The sequence below is a fragment of the Nonomuraea deserti genome (assembly GCF_004348685.1).
GTDB lineage: Bacteria > Actinomycetota > Actinomycetes > Streptosporangiales > Streptosporangiaceae > Nonomuraea > Nonomuraea deserti.
In genome coordinates this window covers 19,876-36,660 of the sequence record NZ_SMKO01000015.1, presented here as the reverse complement: position 1 = coordinate 36,660, position 16,785 = coordinate 19,876, and the positions used below count along the sequence as shown (strand labels likewise).

Sequence of the window (16,785 nt, the reverse complement as noted above, 5' to 3'; positions counted from 1 at the left end):
CGCAGGTGGGGATTGCTGGTATTTCTTCTCCGGCAACAGTGGTAACTCGGTTTATCAGATGCCACTGCTTATCAACCGAATTTTGTTCTGGTTAGATGGTTTCATGGATCCTCGCACGCCCTGCCTCATTGGCATCGCACAACGCACCATTCGCGAGCAGCCCGGCCCCGAACCGCTCGACCTGTGGGAGGAGGTGGCGCGCGCGGCCGCCGCCGACGCCCGCCTCCCCGCCGGGCGGCTCGACTCGATCCAGCTCGTCTACACCGACTCCTGGCAGTACGACTCCCCGGTGGGCCGCCTCGCCGAGCGCCTCGGCGCCGCGCCGCGCCACCGCGCCTACTCCAAGGTCAGCGGTACGGCTCCGCACCTGCTCATCGGCGAGGCCGCCGCGAGGATCGCGGCAGGGGAGATCGACTCGGCGCTGGTCGCGGGGGCGGAGGCGCTGGCGACGCGCCGGGCGTACCGGCAGGCGGGCGAGAGCGTGCCGTGGAGCCACCCGGCCGTGCCCAAACCCCCTTACGGATGGGAACGGCCGCCGCATCCGGCGGCGCTGGCCCACGGGCTGTTCATGCCGGTGCACACCTACGCGATCATGGAGACGGCGCGGCGGGCGGCGCTCGGCCTCACGATCGAGGATGAGATGCGCGAGCGGGGGCGCATGATGGCGCCGATGACCGAGGTGGCCGCCGCCAACCCGTACGCCTGGCGCAGGACCGCGCGCACCCCCGGCGAACTGGTGCACGGCAACCGCTTCGTCGGCTGGCCCTACACCAGGAACACGGTCGCCGTCATGGAGGTCGACCAGGCGGCCGCCGTCGTCCTGGCCAGCTCGCGGCTGGCCGACCGGCTCGGGGTGCCCGCCGGTCAGCGCGTGTACCTGCGCGGGTGGGCGTACGCGGAGGACACCTGGGAGGTGGCGGCGCGGCCCGCGCTCGGCCGCTCGGAGGCCATCGGCAGGGCCGCGGAGACCGCCTTCAAGCGCGCGGGGCTCGGGCCGGACGACCTGCACGCCCTCGACCTCTACAGCTGCTTCGCGATCGCGCTGCGGCAGGCGTGTGACGCCGTCGGGCTCGACCCGCTGGACCGGCGCGGGCTCACGGTGACCGGCGGGCTGCCGTACGCGGGCGGGCCGGCCAGCGGCTACGTGCTGCACTCGACGGCCACGATGGCGGGGCTGCTGCGAGCGCGGCCCGGGCACGGGCTGGTGACCGGGGTGGGGATGCACCTGACCAAGCACGCCTACGCAGTCTGGTCCAGCGAGCCAGGCGGGCGTCCCGGCGGGCTGCTCGATGGGGCCGCGCCGGTGTTCGTGGCCGAGGAGACGCCGATCGTGCCGGTCTTCTCGGGGGAGGCGGTCGTCGCCGGGTACACGGTGGCGCACGGGCGGGACGGCGCGCCCGAGCGAGGGGTGCTCGTGGTGGACGTGCCCTCCGGCGGGCGGGCGTACGCGGTCGTGACGCGGGACGAGCTGCTGGCCGACGCCGAGTCGCGCGAGCTGGTCGGGCAGGTGGTGCTGGTGGTTCATGACGGTGAGGTGAACGTGGCGACCTGGTGATCCTCTGAAGTGGAGGCAAAATCTGTGATCGCGTGACTACTATGTGGTGTTGACATTTTTATGTCACTCGCCCACGCTGGAGTCATGCGGAGGACCACGGTACGCATCGACGAGACGCTCCTCAACGAGGCGAAGGCATACGCGGCGAGAAACGGACGCAGTCTCAACTCGGTGATGGAGGACGCCTTGCGGCAACTCATCAACCGCTTCACGGAAGTGGCGGAACGCCCCCGGGTGGAGCTGATCACATCAACCGCCGAGCCCGGCTACCAGACATGGGTCCAGAGGCGGCTGGACGCCGGCGAGAAGCTGGAGCACATCGTCTACGACCTCGATGACGAGGAGCGCTACCCGGAGCTGTTCGATGCTCCTCGCTGACATCAACATCCTGGTCAACGCCTTCCGCCACGAGTCTCCCGATCACGATCGATGCCATGTGATCGTGGAACAGATGGTGAACGGTGACTCCAGCTACGCCGTGAGCGATTTCGTCGTCAACGGCTTCGTCCGCACGGTCACCAACCGGCGCATCTACAAAAACCCCGACGACCTCGATCGTGCCCTGACCTTCGCCTCGTCCTACCGCAACCAGCCGCATGCCCTGGTGGTCAGTGGCGCGGACAGGCACTGGGAGATCTTCGTCAGGCTGTGCCGGCAGGCAGGGGCGTCGGGCAACTTGATTCCCGACGCCTACCTCGCGGCGCTCGCCATCGAGCACGGTTGTGAATTCGTGACCTGTGACAAGGATTTCGCCAGGTTCGAGGGCTTGCGCTGGCGGTCCCCCCTCAACTGAACTGGAGGGAAAGGGCGCAAGCCAGGCTACTCGGCGAGGAACGTCGTGGCTGACCGGTTCGACGTCATCGAGTCAGGCGGCGAGCGCGGACGCCGCCGCTGGATCGGGCTGGTGGTGGTGCTGGCGCTCCTGCTGGTCCCTGCCGTCGGCCTGCTCGTCAGCCGGGAGCCCGAGCGCGATCCCGGCCCCGAGTCCGTGCTGCCGCAGCCGGTCCCCGAGCCCATCAGGTCCTTGCGCACGATCGACAACCCGCCCAACGTCCTGCACGCCGAGGCCGCGAAGAAGGGCGGCGACGAGGTCATCGACGTGGTGTTCCCGCACGGCGCGCGCGCCGAGCTGCGCTATCCGGCCGAACTCGGCCTCGCCGAGATGGGCTCGCGCCCGTTCCAGGGCGCCTGGGTGGAGGGCAACTACCGCCAGTTCGTCGCCCCGTACGGTGGCGAGACGCAGGTCACCCAGGGCGGCGAGCCGATCAGAAACTACGCCCCCAACGTCACGCTCTGGCCGCGCCAGGCGGGCAGCGGCGGCTACGGGCAGGTGCTGATGTTCTCGTTCGGTCCGTGGCGGCTGGCGATGTACGACCGGGGGAGAGGGCTGTCGTTCGAGCAGCGCACGGCACTCGCCGAAGGGCTCAGAGGCAAGGTGACGAAGGACGGCTACCTCGTGTTGTCGGCCGAGGACTCCGCGGACGGTGTGCGGCTGGCCGAACCGGGAGACACCGTGCGGGGAGAGCCGGTGGGGCCGCAGTTGTGGTTCGGCGGCGGGACGGGGACGATGGTGGTGCTGACGCCGGCGCCCGGCTGCAAGCGCACCGCCGGGATCCCCGACGTCATCGGCGGGCGCGGGCGGCCCGTCGACTCGGTGTGCCGCAGCGGGGTGCAGGTCACCGTCACCGGCCCTCACACGTTCCGCGAGCAGGCCATCAAGGGCATCCGGATCGCGTTCGAGTAGGACGTGCGGCGCGCGGCGGCAGGGCGGCGGGCCGTCGAACGAAATCTTGTTAGTAAGGTGCGGCCATGTTCGCCGTAACCGCCACACAGACCGATCCCGACCATCCGCTCGCCGGGCTGACGCTTGGCGAGCACCCTGAGCCCGAGACGCCGGACGGCTGGACGACCGTCTCCGTGCGGGCCGCCGCGCTCAACCACCACGACCTGTGGACGCTCAAGGGCGTCGGCATCCGGCAGGACCGGCTGCCGATCGTGCTGGGCTGCGACGCCGCCGGCGTGGACGAGGACGGCAACGAGGTCATCGTGCACGCGGTGATCGGCTCGGGCCCCGACGAGACGCTGGACCCCAGGCGCAGCCTGCTGTCGGAGACGTACGACGGCACGTTCGCCGAGCGGGTCGCCGTGCCGCGCCGCAACCTCGTGCCCAAGCCGGCCGCGCTCAGCTTCGAGCACGCCGCCTGCCTGCCGACGGCCTGGCTGACCGCGTACCGCATGTTGTTCGACAAGGCCGGGCTCCAGCCCGGCTCCACGGTGCTGGTGCAGGGCGCGGGCGGCGGCGTCGCCACCGCGCTGATCGCGCTCGGCCGGGCAGGCGGCTACCGGGTCTGGGCGACCAGCCGTACGGAGTCCAAGCGCGAGCGTGCCCGCGAGCTCGGCGCCGACCAGGTCTTCGAGACGGGCGCGCGGCTGCCCGAGCGGGTCGACGCCGTCATGGAGACCGTCGGGCAGGCGACCTGGGACCACTCGCTCAAGTCACTCAAGCCCGGCGGCCGCATCGTCGTGTCCGGCGCCACCAGCGGCGCGGTCCCGCCCGCCGATCTCAACCGGGTGTTCTTCCTGCAGCTGTCCGTGGTCGGCTCGACGATGGGGACGCGTGACCAGTTGCAGCGGCTGGCGGTGTTCCTGGAGCAGACCGGCGTGCGGCCGGTCGTCGACCGTACGTTGCCGCTGGCCGGGGCCCGGGACGGGTTCGCGGCCATGGCGGAGGGGGGAATCTTCGGGAAGATCGTCTTTTCCGGGTGAATAAGTAAATGGTTACTCTGGCGCTCCTGGGTGATACAGGTAGAGAAGGCCCGTATCACCCGGGAGGCCGTCAGCATGGACGTCGAACCCTTCGGCCCAGGTTCGCTGCACTGGGACACGGCCGGCGAATATCGCAACCTGCTCGTGGCCGGCAGCGCGCTGGTCCTCCAGACCATGCATCCGGCCGTCGGCGCGGCCGTCGCCGAGCACTCCACGTACAAGTCCGACCCCTGGGGGCGGCTCACCCGCACGCTCACCTCCGTCCAGACCTGGGTGTACGGCGGCGCCGGCGGCCCGGCGGAAGGCGAGCGGCTCAGGAGGCTGCACCGCGACATCAGCGGGGTGGACGAGCACGGCAGGCACTACCACGCGCTGAACGGCGAGGCGTGGGCGTGGGTGCACTTATCCCTGTTCGAGCGCTTCATCGCGCTCAACCGGTGGTTCGGCACCCCGTTCACCCACGAGCAGGAGGAGCGGTTCTACGCCGAGTCACGGCAACTCGGCGCGATCCTGCAGGTGCCCGAGCGGGAGATGCCGGGCGACCTGGCGGCGTACTGGCGGTATTTCGACGACATGGTGGCCGGCCGGCTGGAGCCGCACCCGACCGCGCTGGAGGTGCTGGCCGTCATGCGCGGCACACCGGCGCCGCCCGGCCTGCCCCGGCCGCTGCGCGGGCTGTGGACGCCGGTCGGGGCAGGATCGGGGGAGTTCAACCACTTCGTGACCGTCGGGACGCTGCCGCCGGCCGTACGCGCGAAGTTGGGGCTGCGGTGGACGGCCCGGGACGAGCGGCGGCTGCGGCAGGTCGGGCACGCGGTGGCGACGCTCACGCCGCGCCTGCCCGAACGCCTGCGCTACATGCCCATCGCCTACCGTGCCCGCCATGCCGCGCGGAGGGCACGCCGCGCCGAGCGTCTCCTGCGTCCCGCCTGACGCCCACGGGCCCATCCCGCGCGGGGCGGCGTGCGCGGGTGGTGTCAGCGTTCGAGGATGTCGCGGACGTTGCGGGCGGCGTCGTCGAGCGTCACGCGCAGCGCCGCCACCTTCTCCGGTGTCAGGCGCGTGCCCGACGCCTCCTCGCGGGCCTGGGCGACGAAGTCGGCCAGCAGCTCGCCCAGCTCGGCGTCGAGGTCGGCCCGGTTGGCCGGCGCGCCCCCGAGCGTGGACCAGACCTCCGACCAGATCCTGCGCCATTCCTTGCTGAGCCGTTCGCCCTCGCCCTGCCAGTGGTTGGCGTGCTCCATCCACTGGCGTTTCTGCTGCTCCTTGAGCCGTCTGAGGTCGTCCCGCTGCTTGTCGAGCAGGTCTCTGGCGTCGTCGCGGCTGCTGGTCCGCACGTCCTTGGCCATCCGGGTCAGCTCGTCGCGCAGCGACTTGACGGTGTCGCGGACGTCCTCCTTGACCTCGCGGGCGATGTCGCGCACGGAGGCGGAGATCTCCTCCTCCAGGTCGTCGAGCTCGTCGAGCCGGTCGTTCAGCTCCTCGCGGCCCCTGTCGGTGATCGAGAACACCTTCTTGCCCTCGACCACCTCGTGCGTCACCAGGCCCTCCTCCTCCAGGCGGGCCAGGCGCGGGTAGATCGTGCCGGGCGAGGGCGAGTAGACGCCGAGGAACCGGTCCTGGAGCAGCCTGATGACCTCGTAGCCGTGGCGCGGGCTCTCGTCCAGCAGCTTGAGCAGGTACAGCCGGAGCCGGCCGTGACCGAAGACAGGGCTCATTCCTTCTCCCCCTTGAGCAGCGTGACCTCACCGGAGACCGTGATCGCCGACAGCGAGGCCATGCCGCCACCCAGCCGCCCCGACAGCGCTTTGGAGCCGGGGCCTCCCGTGTCGGACAGTTCGTCGAACGTGCTGACCAGCCTGCCCGAGGTGGATCTGAGGCTGACGTCCGCCTCGACGTTCTCCGGCAGCCTGACCAGGATGTCACCGGAGACGCTGTTGAGCGTCACGTGACCCGTGGGACGGAGTGCCAGGTCGGCCGTGAACCGGCCGGAGATCGTGGTGGCCTTCAGCCGGCGCGGGGAGCCGTCGGCCACCGTAAGGTCGCCGGAGACGCTCTTGAACGCCAGGTCGCCGGACATCGCACGGCTCTCGACGGGGCCCGAGACGGTGTTGGCCAGCACGTCACCGCTCACGGCGTCGAGCACGATCTCGCCCGACACGCTCTTGACGTGGGTCTTCGTCTCGAACCCGGCCACCACGGCGGGCGCGCTGACCACGCCGGCGTTGACCTTGCAGGTCTTCGGCACGGCGATCGACAGCACCGTCCTGCGGCGGTCGCGGCGCAGCCAGCCGAGCATGCCGTCCCAGGTCAGGTCCTTGTAGGCGACGGTGAGCGACCGGGTGTCCTCGTCGTAGGTCACGATGAGCGGCGCTGCCGAGTCCATCTCGGCCACCTCCAGCGTGGGTGGACCCTCGCTGGCGAGGACGGCCAGCCGTCCGGCCACGATGCGTACGTCCAGCGTTTCCACCTGGCCGAACGTGAGCTGCTCGGGTGCCTCGATCGCCCACTGTTGCATGATCCCTGCCCTTCTTGGCGACACGTCTACTAGAGACACGATATGTCGCGTCTGCCGAGAGCTCAAGATGTATCGCGTTTTGCGCCGCCAGGAACGGGTTACTCGTCGTCCTCGTCGTCCAGCCGCGCCAGCCACGTCGCCAGCCGCTCGACGGGCGTCTCGAATTCGGGGTTGAGGTCGACGAACTCGCGCAGCCGCTCGCCGAGCCACAGGAGGCTGACCTCCTCCTCGCCCCGCCGCTCGACCAGCTCTTCGATCCCCCGATCGGTGAAGTACATCGTCGTCCATTCCTTCCACGGGCGGATCGCCCGGCTCAACCTGTGAAAACGCCAGTGAGCCCCCGGACGGGCCGGGGGCTCACGTTCGTGACTGCTCAGCTGAAGAGCTGCTCGACAATGCTCTCGAGCTCATGGTCGTGCGTGTTGTGCGAGCCCGTGGCCGGCGAACTGTTGGGTGTGCGCGACACCCGGTGCAACCGCCGCCCGCCCAGGACCTGCGGGTCCTCGGCCAGCTTGAGCGTCAGGTAGGGCCACGGCCCCATGTTGACCGGCTCGTCCTGGGCCCAGACCAGCTCCGCCTGCTCGCCGTAGCGCGCCAGCTCGGCGGCCAGCTCGTCGGACGGGAACGGGTAGAGGCGCTCCAGCCGGACCAGGGCGACGTCGTCACGGCCCGTCCTGTCGCGCTGCGCGGCCAGCTCGTAGTAGAGCTTGCCCGAGCAGAGCACGACCTTGGTGACCTTGCCGGGGTCGACCGTCGTGTCGCCGAGCACCGGCTGGAAGGTGCCCGAGGTGAAGTCGGACGCCTTGGACGTGGCCGCCTTGTGGCGCAGCAGCCACTTGGGCGTGAAGACCACCATCGGCTTGTGGCGCTTCGACTCGACCTGCCAGCGCAGCAGGTGGAAGTAGTTGGCCGGCGTGGTCGGCTGCGCCACCGTCATGTTGTCGAGCGCGCAGACCTGCAGGAACCGCTCGATGCGGGCCGACGAGTGGTCAGGGCCCTGGCCCTCGTAGCCGTGCGGCAGCAGCAGCACGACCGAGGACTTCTGGCCCCACTTCTGCTCGCCCGACGAGATGAACTCGTCGATGATCGTCTGGGCGCCGTTGACGAAGTCGCCGAACTGCGCCTCCCAGGCGACCAGCGCGTCGGGCCGCACGACGCTGTAGCCGTATTCGAAGCCGAGCGCCGCGAACTCGCTGAGCAGCGAGTCGTAGACGTAGAACTTCGTCGTGCCGTGGTTGAACGTCTTGAGCGGCGTGTGGTCGGCGCCCGTCATCCGGTCCACCAGCACGGCGTGGCGCTGGGTGAACGTGCCGCGCCGGGAGTCCTGGCCGACCAGGCGCACCGGGTGGCCGTCGATCAGCAGCGAGCCGAACGCCAGCGTCTCGCCCATCGCCCAGTCGATGGCGTCCTGCTCGACCATCTGGCCGCGGCGCTGCAGCACCGGCGCCAGGCGCGGGTGCGGCGTGAAGCCCTCGGGCAGGCTCAGCTGGGTGTCGACGATGCGCTTGAGCGTCTCGTCGCTGATCGCCGTCTGCGTGTCGTCGTGCGACCACTTGACCACCTCGGCCGGCGGCACCCGCATGGCGCCCGCCTCCAGCGGCTTCTTGGCCGCCTCGCGGGTCTCGGTGAACGCCTGCTCCAGCTTGGCCTGGTAGTCGCGCAGCGCCTGCTCGGCCTCCTCGACCGTGATGTCGCCCCGGCCGATCAGCGCCTCGGTGTAGAGCTTGCGGGTCGAGCGCTTGGCGTCGATCAGGTCGTACATCAGCGGCTGGGTGAAGGCCGGGTTGTCGCCCTCGTTGTGGCCGCGGCGGCGGTAGCAGATGAGGTCGATGACGACGTCCTTGCGGAACGCCTGGCGGTATTCGTAGGCCAGCTCGCCCACGCGCACCACGGCCTCGGGATCGTCGCCGTTGACGTGGAAGATCGGCGCCTGGATCATCCGCGCCACGTCGGTCGCGTAGACCGACGAGCGGGACGAGGCGGGCGAGGTGGTGAAGCCCACCTGGTTGTTGACCACCACGTGCACGGTCCCGCCGGTGCGGTAGCCGCGCAGCTGCGACAGGTTGAGCGTCTCGGCCACGACACCCTGGCCGGCGAAGGCCGCGTCGCCGTGGACGAGGACGGGCAGGACGGTGAAGCCCTCCTCGCCGCGCTCCAGAAGGTCCTGCTTGGCGCGGACGACGCCTTCCAGGACCGGGTCGACCGCCTCCAGGTGGGAGGGGTTGGCGACCACCGACGCGGTGATCGTCTTGCCGCTCGGCGCGGTGAACTCGCCCGCCGCGCCCAGGTGGTATTTCACGTCGCCGGAGCCGTGCGCGGTGCGCGGGTCGATGTTGCCCTCGAACTCGCCGAAGATCTGCGCGTAGGACTTGCCGACGATGTTGGCCAGCACGTTGAGCCGGCCGCGGTGGGCCATGCCGATGACGACCTCGTCGAGGTCTTCGTCGGCGGCGTCGCTGATCACCGAGTCGAGCAGCGGGATCAGGGACTCGCCGCCCTCCAGCGAGAAGCGCTTCTGGCCGACGAACTTCGTCTGCAGGAACGTCTCGAACGCCTCGGCGGTGTTGAGCCGCGACAGGATGTTGAGCTGCTCGTCGCGCTCGGGCGACTTGTGCGGCTTCTCCACCCGCTCCTGGATCCAGGCCCGCTCCTCGGGGTTCTGGATGTGCATGTACTCGATGCCGACCGTGCGGCAGTAGGAGTCGCGCAGCACGCCCAGGATCTCGCGCAGCTTCATCAGCGGCCGGCCGCCGAAGCCGCCGGTCGCGAACTCCCGCTCGAGGTCCCACAGCGTCAGGCCGTGCGACTGGATGTCGAGGTCGGGGTGCTTGCGCTGCTTGTATTCCAGCGGGTCGGTCTCGGCCATCAGGTGGCCGCGCACGCGGTAGGCGTGGATCAGCTCCAGCACCCGCGCCGACTTGGACACGTCGTCGTCGTGCGACGTCGACACGTCCTGGACCCAGCGGACCGGTTCGTACGGGATCCGCAGCGCCTCGAAGACCTCGTCGTAGAAGCCGTCCTCGCCGAGCAGCAGCCGGTGGATCTGGCGCAGGAAGTCGCCCGACTGGGCGCCCTGGATGATCCGGTGGTCGTAGGTGCTGGTCAGCGTCATGACCTTGGAGACGGCCAGGCGCGAGAGGGTGTCGGGCGAGGCGCCCTGGTATTCGGCGGGGTATTCCATCGCGCCGACGCCGATGATCGTGCCCTGGCCGGGCATCAGGCGCGGCACGGAGTGCACGGTGCCGATGGTGCCGGGGTTGGTCAGCGAGATCGTGGTGCCGGCGAAGTCGTCGACGCCGAGCTTGCCGGCCCGCGCCTTGCGGACGACCTCTTCGTAGGCCATCCAGAACTGCCGGAAGTCCATCTCCTCCGCGCCCTTGATCGAGGGCACGAGGAGCTGGCGCTCGCCGTTGCTCTTCTGCACGTCGATCGCCAGGCCGAAGCCCACGTGCTCGGGCTTGACGAGCGTGGGCTTGCCGTCGATCTCCGTGTAGGAGTAGTTCATCTCCGGCATGGCACGCAGCGCCTTGACGATCGCGAAGCCGATCAGGTGTGTGAAGGACACCTTGCCGCCGCGGCCCCGCTTGAGATGATTGTTGATCACAATGCGGTTGTCGACCAGCAACTTGGCCGGGATGGCGCGCACGCTGGTCGCGGTCGGCACCGACAGCGACTGCTCCATGTTGGCGGCCGTGCGGGCCGCGGCCCCGCGCAACTTCACCTCCTCGGCGCCCTTGGGCACCGGAGTGGCCGGTTGCTTCGGCTTCTCGGCTGCCGGCGGCGCCTTCGGCGCCGCCTTGGGAGGCGCGGGGGCGGTCACAGTGCCGTTCCCCGCCTCCTTGGCCGGGGTCCGGCCCGGTCCGTAGTCAGGGTTGTAGTCAGCGAAGAAATTCCACCAAGCCTTGTCGACCGACTCAGGGTCTTGGAGGTATTTCTGGTACAGCTCGTCGACAAGCCACTCGTTCTGACCAAAGCTTGCCAGCGGGTTTGTCCGCGACGACTCAGACGACACGGCGGAAATCGCCCTCTTCCGCAGATCGGCGTTGATGTTAGAGAACCTTTCCAAGGCTACTCGCCCGGACTGGCAGCGCGCGCCTAGGTGGGCGTGCCGCCACGTACGATCCTCTCAGGACAGCGCGATGAGGGCACGACCCCCTAGTCAACCCAGGGGGTGGCGCGATTATCACTATTTGGTATCAACACCCTGTCCGGAGGTTTACTTCCCTCCAGACACCAATCTGCTGGCGATGCGCACCTGAGGGGACAACTCGGACAGTAGGTCCGCGAGTTCCTCGCCCGCCTGCTTGAGCTCCTCCAGTGACATCGGCTCCAGGCGCTCGAGCAGGAAGATCGCGTTGGTGGTCCCCTCGGTGAGCCGGGTGCGCGCCACCTGGCGCCAGTTCCACCTGCGGCAGGTCACGCCGAGGTCGTCGCGCCAGATCACCTCGCCGGGGTCGGGCGTGCCGAGCGCCTCCTCGGACGCCTCGTCGCCGCGCGCCCTGACCAGCCGTGCCGGGCCGGAATAGCGGTCGAGGTCTTCCCCGCCGATGGGCAGCGCGTGCTTCACGCTGATCGCGTTGTAGGCGTCGACGACCTGGTTGATCTCCGGCAGCGGCATCCGGCGGGTGAGCGCGTCGACCGAGGGCCTCGTGCGCTGCGGCCTGGCCCCGAACGCGCGGTAGGCGTCCTTCCAGGCGTCGATCTTGCCGGTCTGCACGGGGACGGCCGCGGCCTCGGCGAGCCAGGCGCGTGAGCGCTCGTCGGTGGGCCCGTTGCGCAGGTCGCGGGCGGTCATGACGAGGACCGCGAAGTCGGGGCGCAGCGCGAAGATCGCGTCGTCCACCTGGATGTCGTCAAGCATCCCCACAGTTTATGAGCGGAGAAATCGCCAAATATCCTTTGCAAAAATGCCTTTGCGGTCTACGGTCGAGGACATGGAGGAGCAGTACAAGATCAGCGACGCGCAGGTGCTCAAGGTCGTCGCCCACCCGCTGCGGGTGCGCCTGCTGGGCCTGCTGCGCTCCGACGGGGCGGCCACCGCGAGCGAGCTGGGCCGCAAGGTCGGCGAGAGCTCCGGCTCGACCAGCTACCACCTGCGCGAGCTGTTCAAGTACGGCTTCATCGAAGAGGACCCCGACCGGCGCGACGGGCGCGAGCGCCGGTGGCGGGCCCGCCACCGCTACACCTCGTGGGACGCCGTCGAGCTGTCCGGCACCGAGGAGGGTCGCGAGGCCGTCAAGGTCGTGCACCTGCGGCAGGCCGAGATGGTCGGGCGGCTGATGGAGGCGTTCGACCCCGGCGACTGGGCCGACGACTGGGTGGAGGTCTCCGGGATGAGCGACCACGTCCTCTCGCTGCCGCCCGCGGCGGTGCGGGAGTTGAAGGACAGGGTCGAGGAACTGGTGGGCGAGCTCTCCACCCGCTACGCCGCCGATCCGGCCGCCAGGCAGGTCACCGTCTGGTTCGGCGCGATGCCACGCAACCGTGAAGACGCGATGCCACGCAACCGTGAAGAGGGGCGGGACGACCGATGACCGCGCGATCAGCCTTACACCGCTACATGCTCGTCAGCTTCCTGACCTGGCTGCCGCTCGGGCTCGCGATGGCCGCCCAGGTGCTGCTGATGACCGAGCGAGGTCTCAGCCTGGCGCGGATCGGGCTGGCGACGACGGTGTTCTCGATCGTGACCGTGTGCCTCGAGCTGCCCACCGGCGGGCTGGCCGACGTCCTGGGGCGGCGCGTGGTGCTGGCGGCCTCGGCCGCGTTCACCGTCGCGGGCCTGGCGCTGATGAGCGTGGCCACGACGCTCGGGATGTTCATGGTGGCCGGCGTGCTGAAAGGCGTGGCCAGGGCCCTGTCGAGCGGCCCCGCGTCCTCCTGGTACGTCGACACGCTGCACGGCATCGAGGGCCGCGACGCCGACCTCAAGCCCGGCCTGGCCAGAGGCGGCGCGATGGAGTCCGTGGCCCTGTGCGTCGGCGTCCTGGCGGGCGGCGGCGTGCCGCTCCTGGTGCCGCCCTCGCTGATCCTCCCCCTGGCCGCGCCGTCCCTGCTGGGCGCCGTCGCGGCTGCGGTGCTGCTGCTCGTGGTGATGCTCGCGCTGCCCGAACCGGCCCACCGGCGCCGCACGCTGTCGAGCGTCCTGCGCGAGGTGCCCGCGACGGTGGCGGGCGGCATCCGGCTGGCCGCGGGCCGCGCGCTGCTGCGCAGGCTCATGATGGTCGCGGCGGCGACGGGCGCGGTGCTGATGACCATCGAGTTGCTCACCCCCGGACGGCTGGCCGAGCTGGCGGGCACGGCGGAGGAGGGCAGCCTGGCCTACGCCGTGGTCGCGGCGCTCGGCTTCGCGGGCAGCGCGATGGGCAGCGCGCTCGTGCCGCGCGTGGCCCGGCTGGCCGGCGGCTCGGCCGGGGGAGCGGTCGTGGGGACGGTGCTGGCCGCGCTGTCCGTGGGCGCGCTGGCCGCGACGGCGGGACTGGACGCCCTGCCGGGAACGCTGAGCGCGGGGCTGGCCTACGTCGTGCTGTTCGTCGGCATCTCGCTGACGGGCGTGCTCTGCCTGGAGCTGACCCACAAGGCCGTCACCGCCACCGAGCGCACCACGGTCACCTCGACGAGCTCCATTGCCCTGCAGTCCGGCGGGACCCTGGCCAACCTCACGCTCGGCGCCCTGGCCGCCCAGTCGGGCCTCGCCGCCGCCTGGGGTGTCGTGGCCGTGATGATGCTGGCCTCGGCGCTGCTGTTCGTCCGGTTGCCCGCGCCTACAGGCTCCAGTCCAGATCGGGCCCTACCGGCACGATCCGGCTCGGGTTGATGGTGGTCTGGGAGAGGTAGTAATGACGCTTGATCTGGTCGAAGTCGGTGGTTTCGCGGAAGGCCGGGACAGCGTACAGCCTGCGCGCGTACGCCCACAGCGCCGAATAGTCGATCAGCCGCCTGATGGAGCACTTGAAGTGCGCGTGGTAGACGGTGTCGAACCTCGCGAGGGTCGTGTAGAGGCGCACGTCGCTGTCGGTGAGCGTGTCGAAGAGGAACTCCGACCCCGCCAGGCGCACCTCCAGGAAGTCGAGGGTGGTGAAGACGCGGGCGACCGCCTCCTCGTACACCTGCTGGTCGCGGGCGAAGCCGGCCTCGTACACCGCGTTGTTGAGGCCGTGGTAGAGGCGGTCGTTCATGATGGCGATGTCCGGCCGCAGACGCTCCGGGTAGAGGTTCGGCGAGGTGCCCCATGACGTCTCCAGATCGAGGGTGATCTGGGGGAAGTCGTTGGTGACTATGCGGTTGTCCTTCGTGTCCCAGACGCAGGGGACGGTGTAACGGCCGGTGTAGCCGGGGTCCGACGCGTGGTAGAGCTCCGAGAGATATTCCGGGTCGCCGCCGGGAACGCGCCAGCCCTTCTCGTCGCGGACGGGATCGACGATCGTGACGTCCAGCAGGTCCTGCAGCCCGAGGAGCGACCGTACGATCAGCACCCGCTGCGCCCACGGGCAGGCGTAGGAAGCGTAGAGCCGGTACCGCCCCGGCTCGGGCGGGCCGAGCCGGTCCGTGAAACGGTTGGGCTGCCGGACGAAGCGGCCAGTGTCGGAAAGTTCGCGGCTCGGCTTCATGGTCCTAGTAGAACATGATTCGGATGCCGAACTTCGTTCGGGCACAATCGAGGCCATGACGAAATTCGTGGTGACCCCTGCCAATGTGGCACAGCGGGACGCGTGGGCCGGCGGGGCGATCCCCGAGGTCGAACGGGTGCGCCCGGGGCTGTGGTCCGTGCCGGTGCCGATCCCGGTCAATCCTCTGCGGTACGTGCTGGTCTACGTCCTGGAGCTGCCCGACGGGGTGGCGATCGTCGACGCCGGCTGGAACACGGACGAGGCGTACGACGCGCTCGTCGCCGGCCTGGCCGTCGCCGGCTACGCGATCACCGACGTCAAGGGCGTGCTCGTCACGCACATCCACCCCGACCACTACGGGCTGGCCGGGCGAGTCCGTGAGATGTCGGGCGCGTGGATCGCGCTGCATCCGGCCGACGCGCGGCTGGTCCGCGAGCGTTACGACGACGCGGCCATCGACTCCCTGGTGGAACGGGAGCGCGAGCTGCTGCGCCGCTGCGGGGTGCCCGCGCTGACCCTGGACGAGCTGGCCGGGGCCTCGATGATGATCCGGCACATGGTCACCATGGCCAAGCCCGACCGGCTGGTGGAGGACGGCGACGAGCTCGGGCTGCCCGGCTGGGACCTGCGGGCCGTCTGGACGCCCGGCCACTCGCCCGGGCACCTGTGCTTCGTCTCGCCCGGGCGCAGGGTGCTGTTCTCCGGCGACCACGTGCTGGCCAAGATCACGCCGATGGTGGCCGTGCACCCGCAGTCGGGCCCCAACCCGCTGGCCGACTACCTCGGCTCGCTGGCCGCCGTGCGCAAGCTGGACGTCGAGGAGGTGCTGCCCGCGCACGAATACCGTTTCCTGGAGCTGGCCGAGCGGGTCGACAGCGTGATGGCGCACCACGACGAGCGGCTGGCCGAGATCGAGCGGGTGGTGGGCTCGCTCGACGGCGCCGCCTGCTGGGACCTGGCCACCCGGCTGACCTGGTCGCGGCCGTGGGAGACGATCCCGCCGTTCATGCGGCGCGCGGCCAACAACGAGACGCTCGCGCACCTGGCCTGGCTGGAGGCCAGGGGGCGGGTGCGCCGGGTGGCGGGCGAGCCGGACCTGTGGTTCCCGGCCTGACCAAGCGCCGGACCTGTGCTTTCCGGCCGGACCTGGCCGCTGGGGTGAAGGCGCCCGAGCGCCGGGCGAGCGCTGGAACCGGGGGCGGGTTATCGTACTCGTACTAGAATGTTGTTCTCCTGCCTGGGAGGTTCGATGCTTCGGTTCGATGACAGGGTCGCGATCATCACGGGGGCGGGGCACGGCCTCGGCAGGTCGCACGCGCTGCTGCTGGCGGAGCGCGGTGCCAAGGTCGTGGTCAACGACCTCGGGGGCGCGCTCGACGGCACCGGCGCCTCCGCGGGGCCCGCCGCCGAGGTGGCCGAGCTCATCACGAAGAACGGCGGCCAGGCCGTCGCCAGCACCGACAACGTCGCCACGCCCGAGGGCGCCAGGGCCATCGTGGGCACCGCCGTCGACGCGTTCGGCAAGGTCGACATCGTCGTCAACAACGCGGGCATCCTGCGCGACAAGTCGTTCGGCAAGATGACGGTCGAGGACTTCGACGGCGTGCTCGCCGTGCACGTACGCGGCTCCTACCTGGTCACCCAGGCCGCCTACCCGCTGATGAAGGAGGCGGGCTACGGCCGCATCGTCAACACCTCCAGCCCGGCCGGCCTGTTCGGCAACTTCGGCCAGGCCAACTACTCGACCGCGAAGATGGGCCTGGTCGGCCTGACCAAGACCCTGGGCATCGAGGGCGCGCGCAACGGTATCAAGGCCAACGCCATCGCCCCCATCGCGTGGACCCGGATGACCGAGGCGCTGCTGCCGGCCGAGTTCGAGGCCAAGTTCACGCCCGAGCGGGTGAGCGCGCTGGTGGCCTGTCTCGTGCACGACTCGTGCGAGGTCAGCGGCGAGGTGTTCAGCGTCGGCGGCGGCCGGGTGGCGCGGGTGTTCGTGGCCGAGGGGCCCGGCTGGAAGACCGACGACCTCACGCCCGAGACGATCGCCGGCAACTGGGAGGCGATCATGGCCGAGCAGCCGTACGTGCTCACGGCGGGTGACTCGATGAAGGCCATGCTCTGATCGCGGCGGCCTCCTGAGCCGGTCCCCTTCCTGGGCCGGTCCCCTTCCTGGGCCGGTCCCCGCCTGCGGCGGGGGCCGGTTTCGTCGTTTCTGGGTCATCAGACGACTGCCCAAATGTCGGGAATATCGGGGAATGGGGCCAAATAGGCAGGCTTTGTTCGATCTTCGGCGGAAGTTGGGGGAGTTTGGGCGATCCATACTCTTGATTTGCCGTATC

16 protein-coding genes are annotated in these 16,785 nt (G+C 70.0%); 10 read left to right on the top strand and 6 right to left on the bottom strand.

The window, feature by feature from the left end; genetic code table 11:
• Positions 1-103 precede the first annotated feature (103 nt).
• The 6 genes from E1292_RS08965 (at position 104) to E1292_RS08940 (ending at position 5,254) form a co-directional block, all read left to right on the top strand.
• Positions 104-1,555, top strand: a complete 1,452-nt coding sequence (locus E1292_RS08965) for a TLP1 C-terminal extension domain-containing protein (RefSeq protein ID WP_132593945.1) — start codon at positions 104-106, stop codon at positions 1,553-1,555.
• An 84-nt stretch (positions 1,556-1,639) separates the two neighbouring features.
• On the top strand, positions 1,640-1,933 hold the full coding sequence (locus tag E1292_RS08960) for a hypothetical protein (RefSeq protein ID WP_132593943.1): 294 nt from the start codon (positions 1,640-1,642) through the stop codon (positions 1,931-1,933).
• On the top strand, positions 1,920-2,348 hold the full coding sequence (locus tag E1292_RS08955; protein ID WP_165974453.1) for a type II toxin-antitoxin system VapC family toxin: 429 nt from the start codon (positions 1,920-1,922) through the stop codon (positions 2,346-2,348). Before E1292_RS08960 ends, E1292_RS08955 begins: the two co-directional genes overlap by 14 nt.
• A 45-nt stretch (positions 2,349-2,393) precedes the next feature.
• On the top strand, positions 2,394-3,299 hold the full coding sequence (locus tag E1292_RS08950) for a hypothetical protein (protein ID WP_132593939.1): 906 nt from the start codon (positions 2,394-2,396) through the stop codon (positions 3,297-3,299).
• Between the two features lie 65 nt (positions 3,300-3,364).
• Entirely contained in the window at positions 3,365-4,321 is a 957-nt protein-coding gene (locus E1292_RS08945; RefSeq protein ID WP_132593937.1) for a zinc-binding dehydrogenase, read from the top strand.
• Between the two features lie 75 nt (positions 4,322-4,396).
• A complete protein-coding gene (locus E1292_RS08940; protein ID WP_132593935.1) occupies positions 4,397-5,254 on the top strand; it encodes an oxygenase MpaB family protein in 858 nt (285 codons plus the stop codon).
• 44 nt (positions 5,255-5,298) lie between these two features.
• On the opposite strand, the gene E1292_RS08935 is transcribed toward E1292_RS08940, so the two are convergent.
• From E1292_RS08935 to E1292_RS08915, 5 genes are all read right to left on the bottom strand, one after another.
• Complete coding sequence (locus tag E1292_RS08935; RefSeq protein WP_132593933.1) at positions 5,299-6,039, bottom strand: PadR family transcriptional regulator; 741 nt, start codon at positions 6,037-6,039, stop codon at positions 5,299-5,301.
• Positions 6,036-6,839 carry a DUF4097 family beta strand repeat-containing protein gene (locus E1292_RS08930; protein WP_132593931.1) on the bottom strand — a complete coding sequence of 268 codons (804 nt, stop codon included), beginning with the start codon at positions 6,837-6,839 and terminating at the stop codon, positions 6,036-6,038. The genes E1292_RS08935 and E1292_RS08930 overlap by 4 nt, the downstream gene beginning before the upstream one ends.
• A 98-nt stretch (positions 6,840-6,937) precedes the next feature.
• The gene (locus E1292_RS08925) at positions 6,938-7,117 is read right to left on the bottom strand and encodes a DUF6104 family protein (RefSeq protein WP_020544136.1); all 180 of its coding nucleotides are present in this window, start codon (positions 7,115-7,117) and stop codon (positions 6,938-6,940) included.
• A 95-nt stretch (positions 7,118-7,212) separates the two neighbouring features.
• Positions 7,213-10,851, bottom strand: coding sequence for a multifunctional oxoglutarate decarboxylase/oxoglutarate dehydrogenase thiamine pyrophosphate-binding subunit/dihydrolipoyllysine-residue succinyltransferase subunit (locus E1292_RS08920; RefSeq protein WP_132593929.1), 3,639 nt, complete (start codon positions 10,849-10,851; stop codon positions 7,213-7,215).
• Between the two features lie 204 nt (positions 10,852-11,055).
• The gene (locus E1292_RS08915) at positions 11,056-11,700 is read right to left on the bottom strand and encodes a B3/B4 domain-containing protein (RefSeq protein WP_132593927.1); all 645 of its coding nucleotides are present in this window, start codon (positions 11,698-11,700) and stop codon (positions 11,056-11,058) included.
• Positions 11,701-11,746: 46 nt separating this feature from the next.
• Between E1292_RS08915 and E1292_RS08910 the strand changes: the two genes are divergently transcribed.
• A complete protein-coding gene (locus tag E1292_RS08910; RefSeq protein WP_220446741.1) occupies positions 11,747-12,373 on the top strand; it encodes a winged helix-turn-helix domain-containing protein in 627 nt (208 codons plus the stop codon).
• On the top strand, positions 12,370-13,653 hold the full coding sequence (locus tag E1292_RS08905) for an MFS transporter (RefSeq protein WP_132593925.1): 1,284 nt from the start codon (positions 12,370-12,372) through the stop codon (positions 13,651-13,653). Before E1292_RS08910 ends, E1292_RS08905 begins: the two co-directional genes overlap by 4 nt.
• Here E1292_RS08905 and E1292_RS08900 read toward each other — a convergent pair.
• On the bottom strand, positions 13,601-14,446 hold the full coding sequence (locus E1292_RS08900) for a glutathione S-transferase family protein (protein ID WP_132593923.1): 846 nt from the start codon (positions 14,444-14,446) through the stop codon (positions 13,601-13,603). The two genes, E1292_RS08905 and E1292_RS08900, sit on opposite strands and share 53 nt — an antisense overlap.
• Before the next feature lie 55 nt (positions 14,447-14,501).
• Here E1292_RS08900 and E1292_RS08895 point away from each other — a divergent pair, with 55 nt between their 5' ends.
• On the top strand, positions 14,502-15,560 hold the full coding sequence (locus E1292_RS08895; protein ID WP_132593921.1) for an MBL fold metallo-hydrolase: 1,059 nt from the start codon (positions 14,502-14,504) through the stop codon (positions 15,558-15,560).
• Between the two features lie 135 nt (positions 15,561-15,695).
• A complete protein-coding gene (locus tag E1292_RS08890) occupies positions 15,696-16,568 on the top strand; it encodes an SDR family oxidoreductase (protein ID WP_132593919.1) in 873 nt (290 codons plus the stop codon).
• Positions 16,569-16,785: the final 217 nt, after the last annotated feature.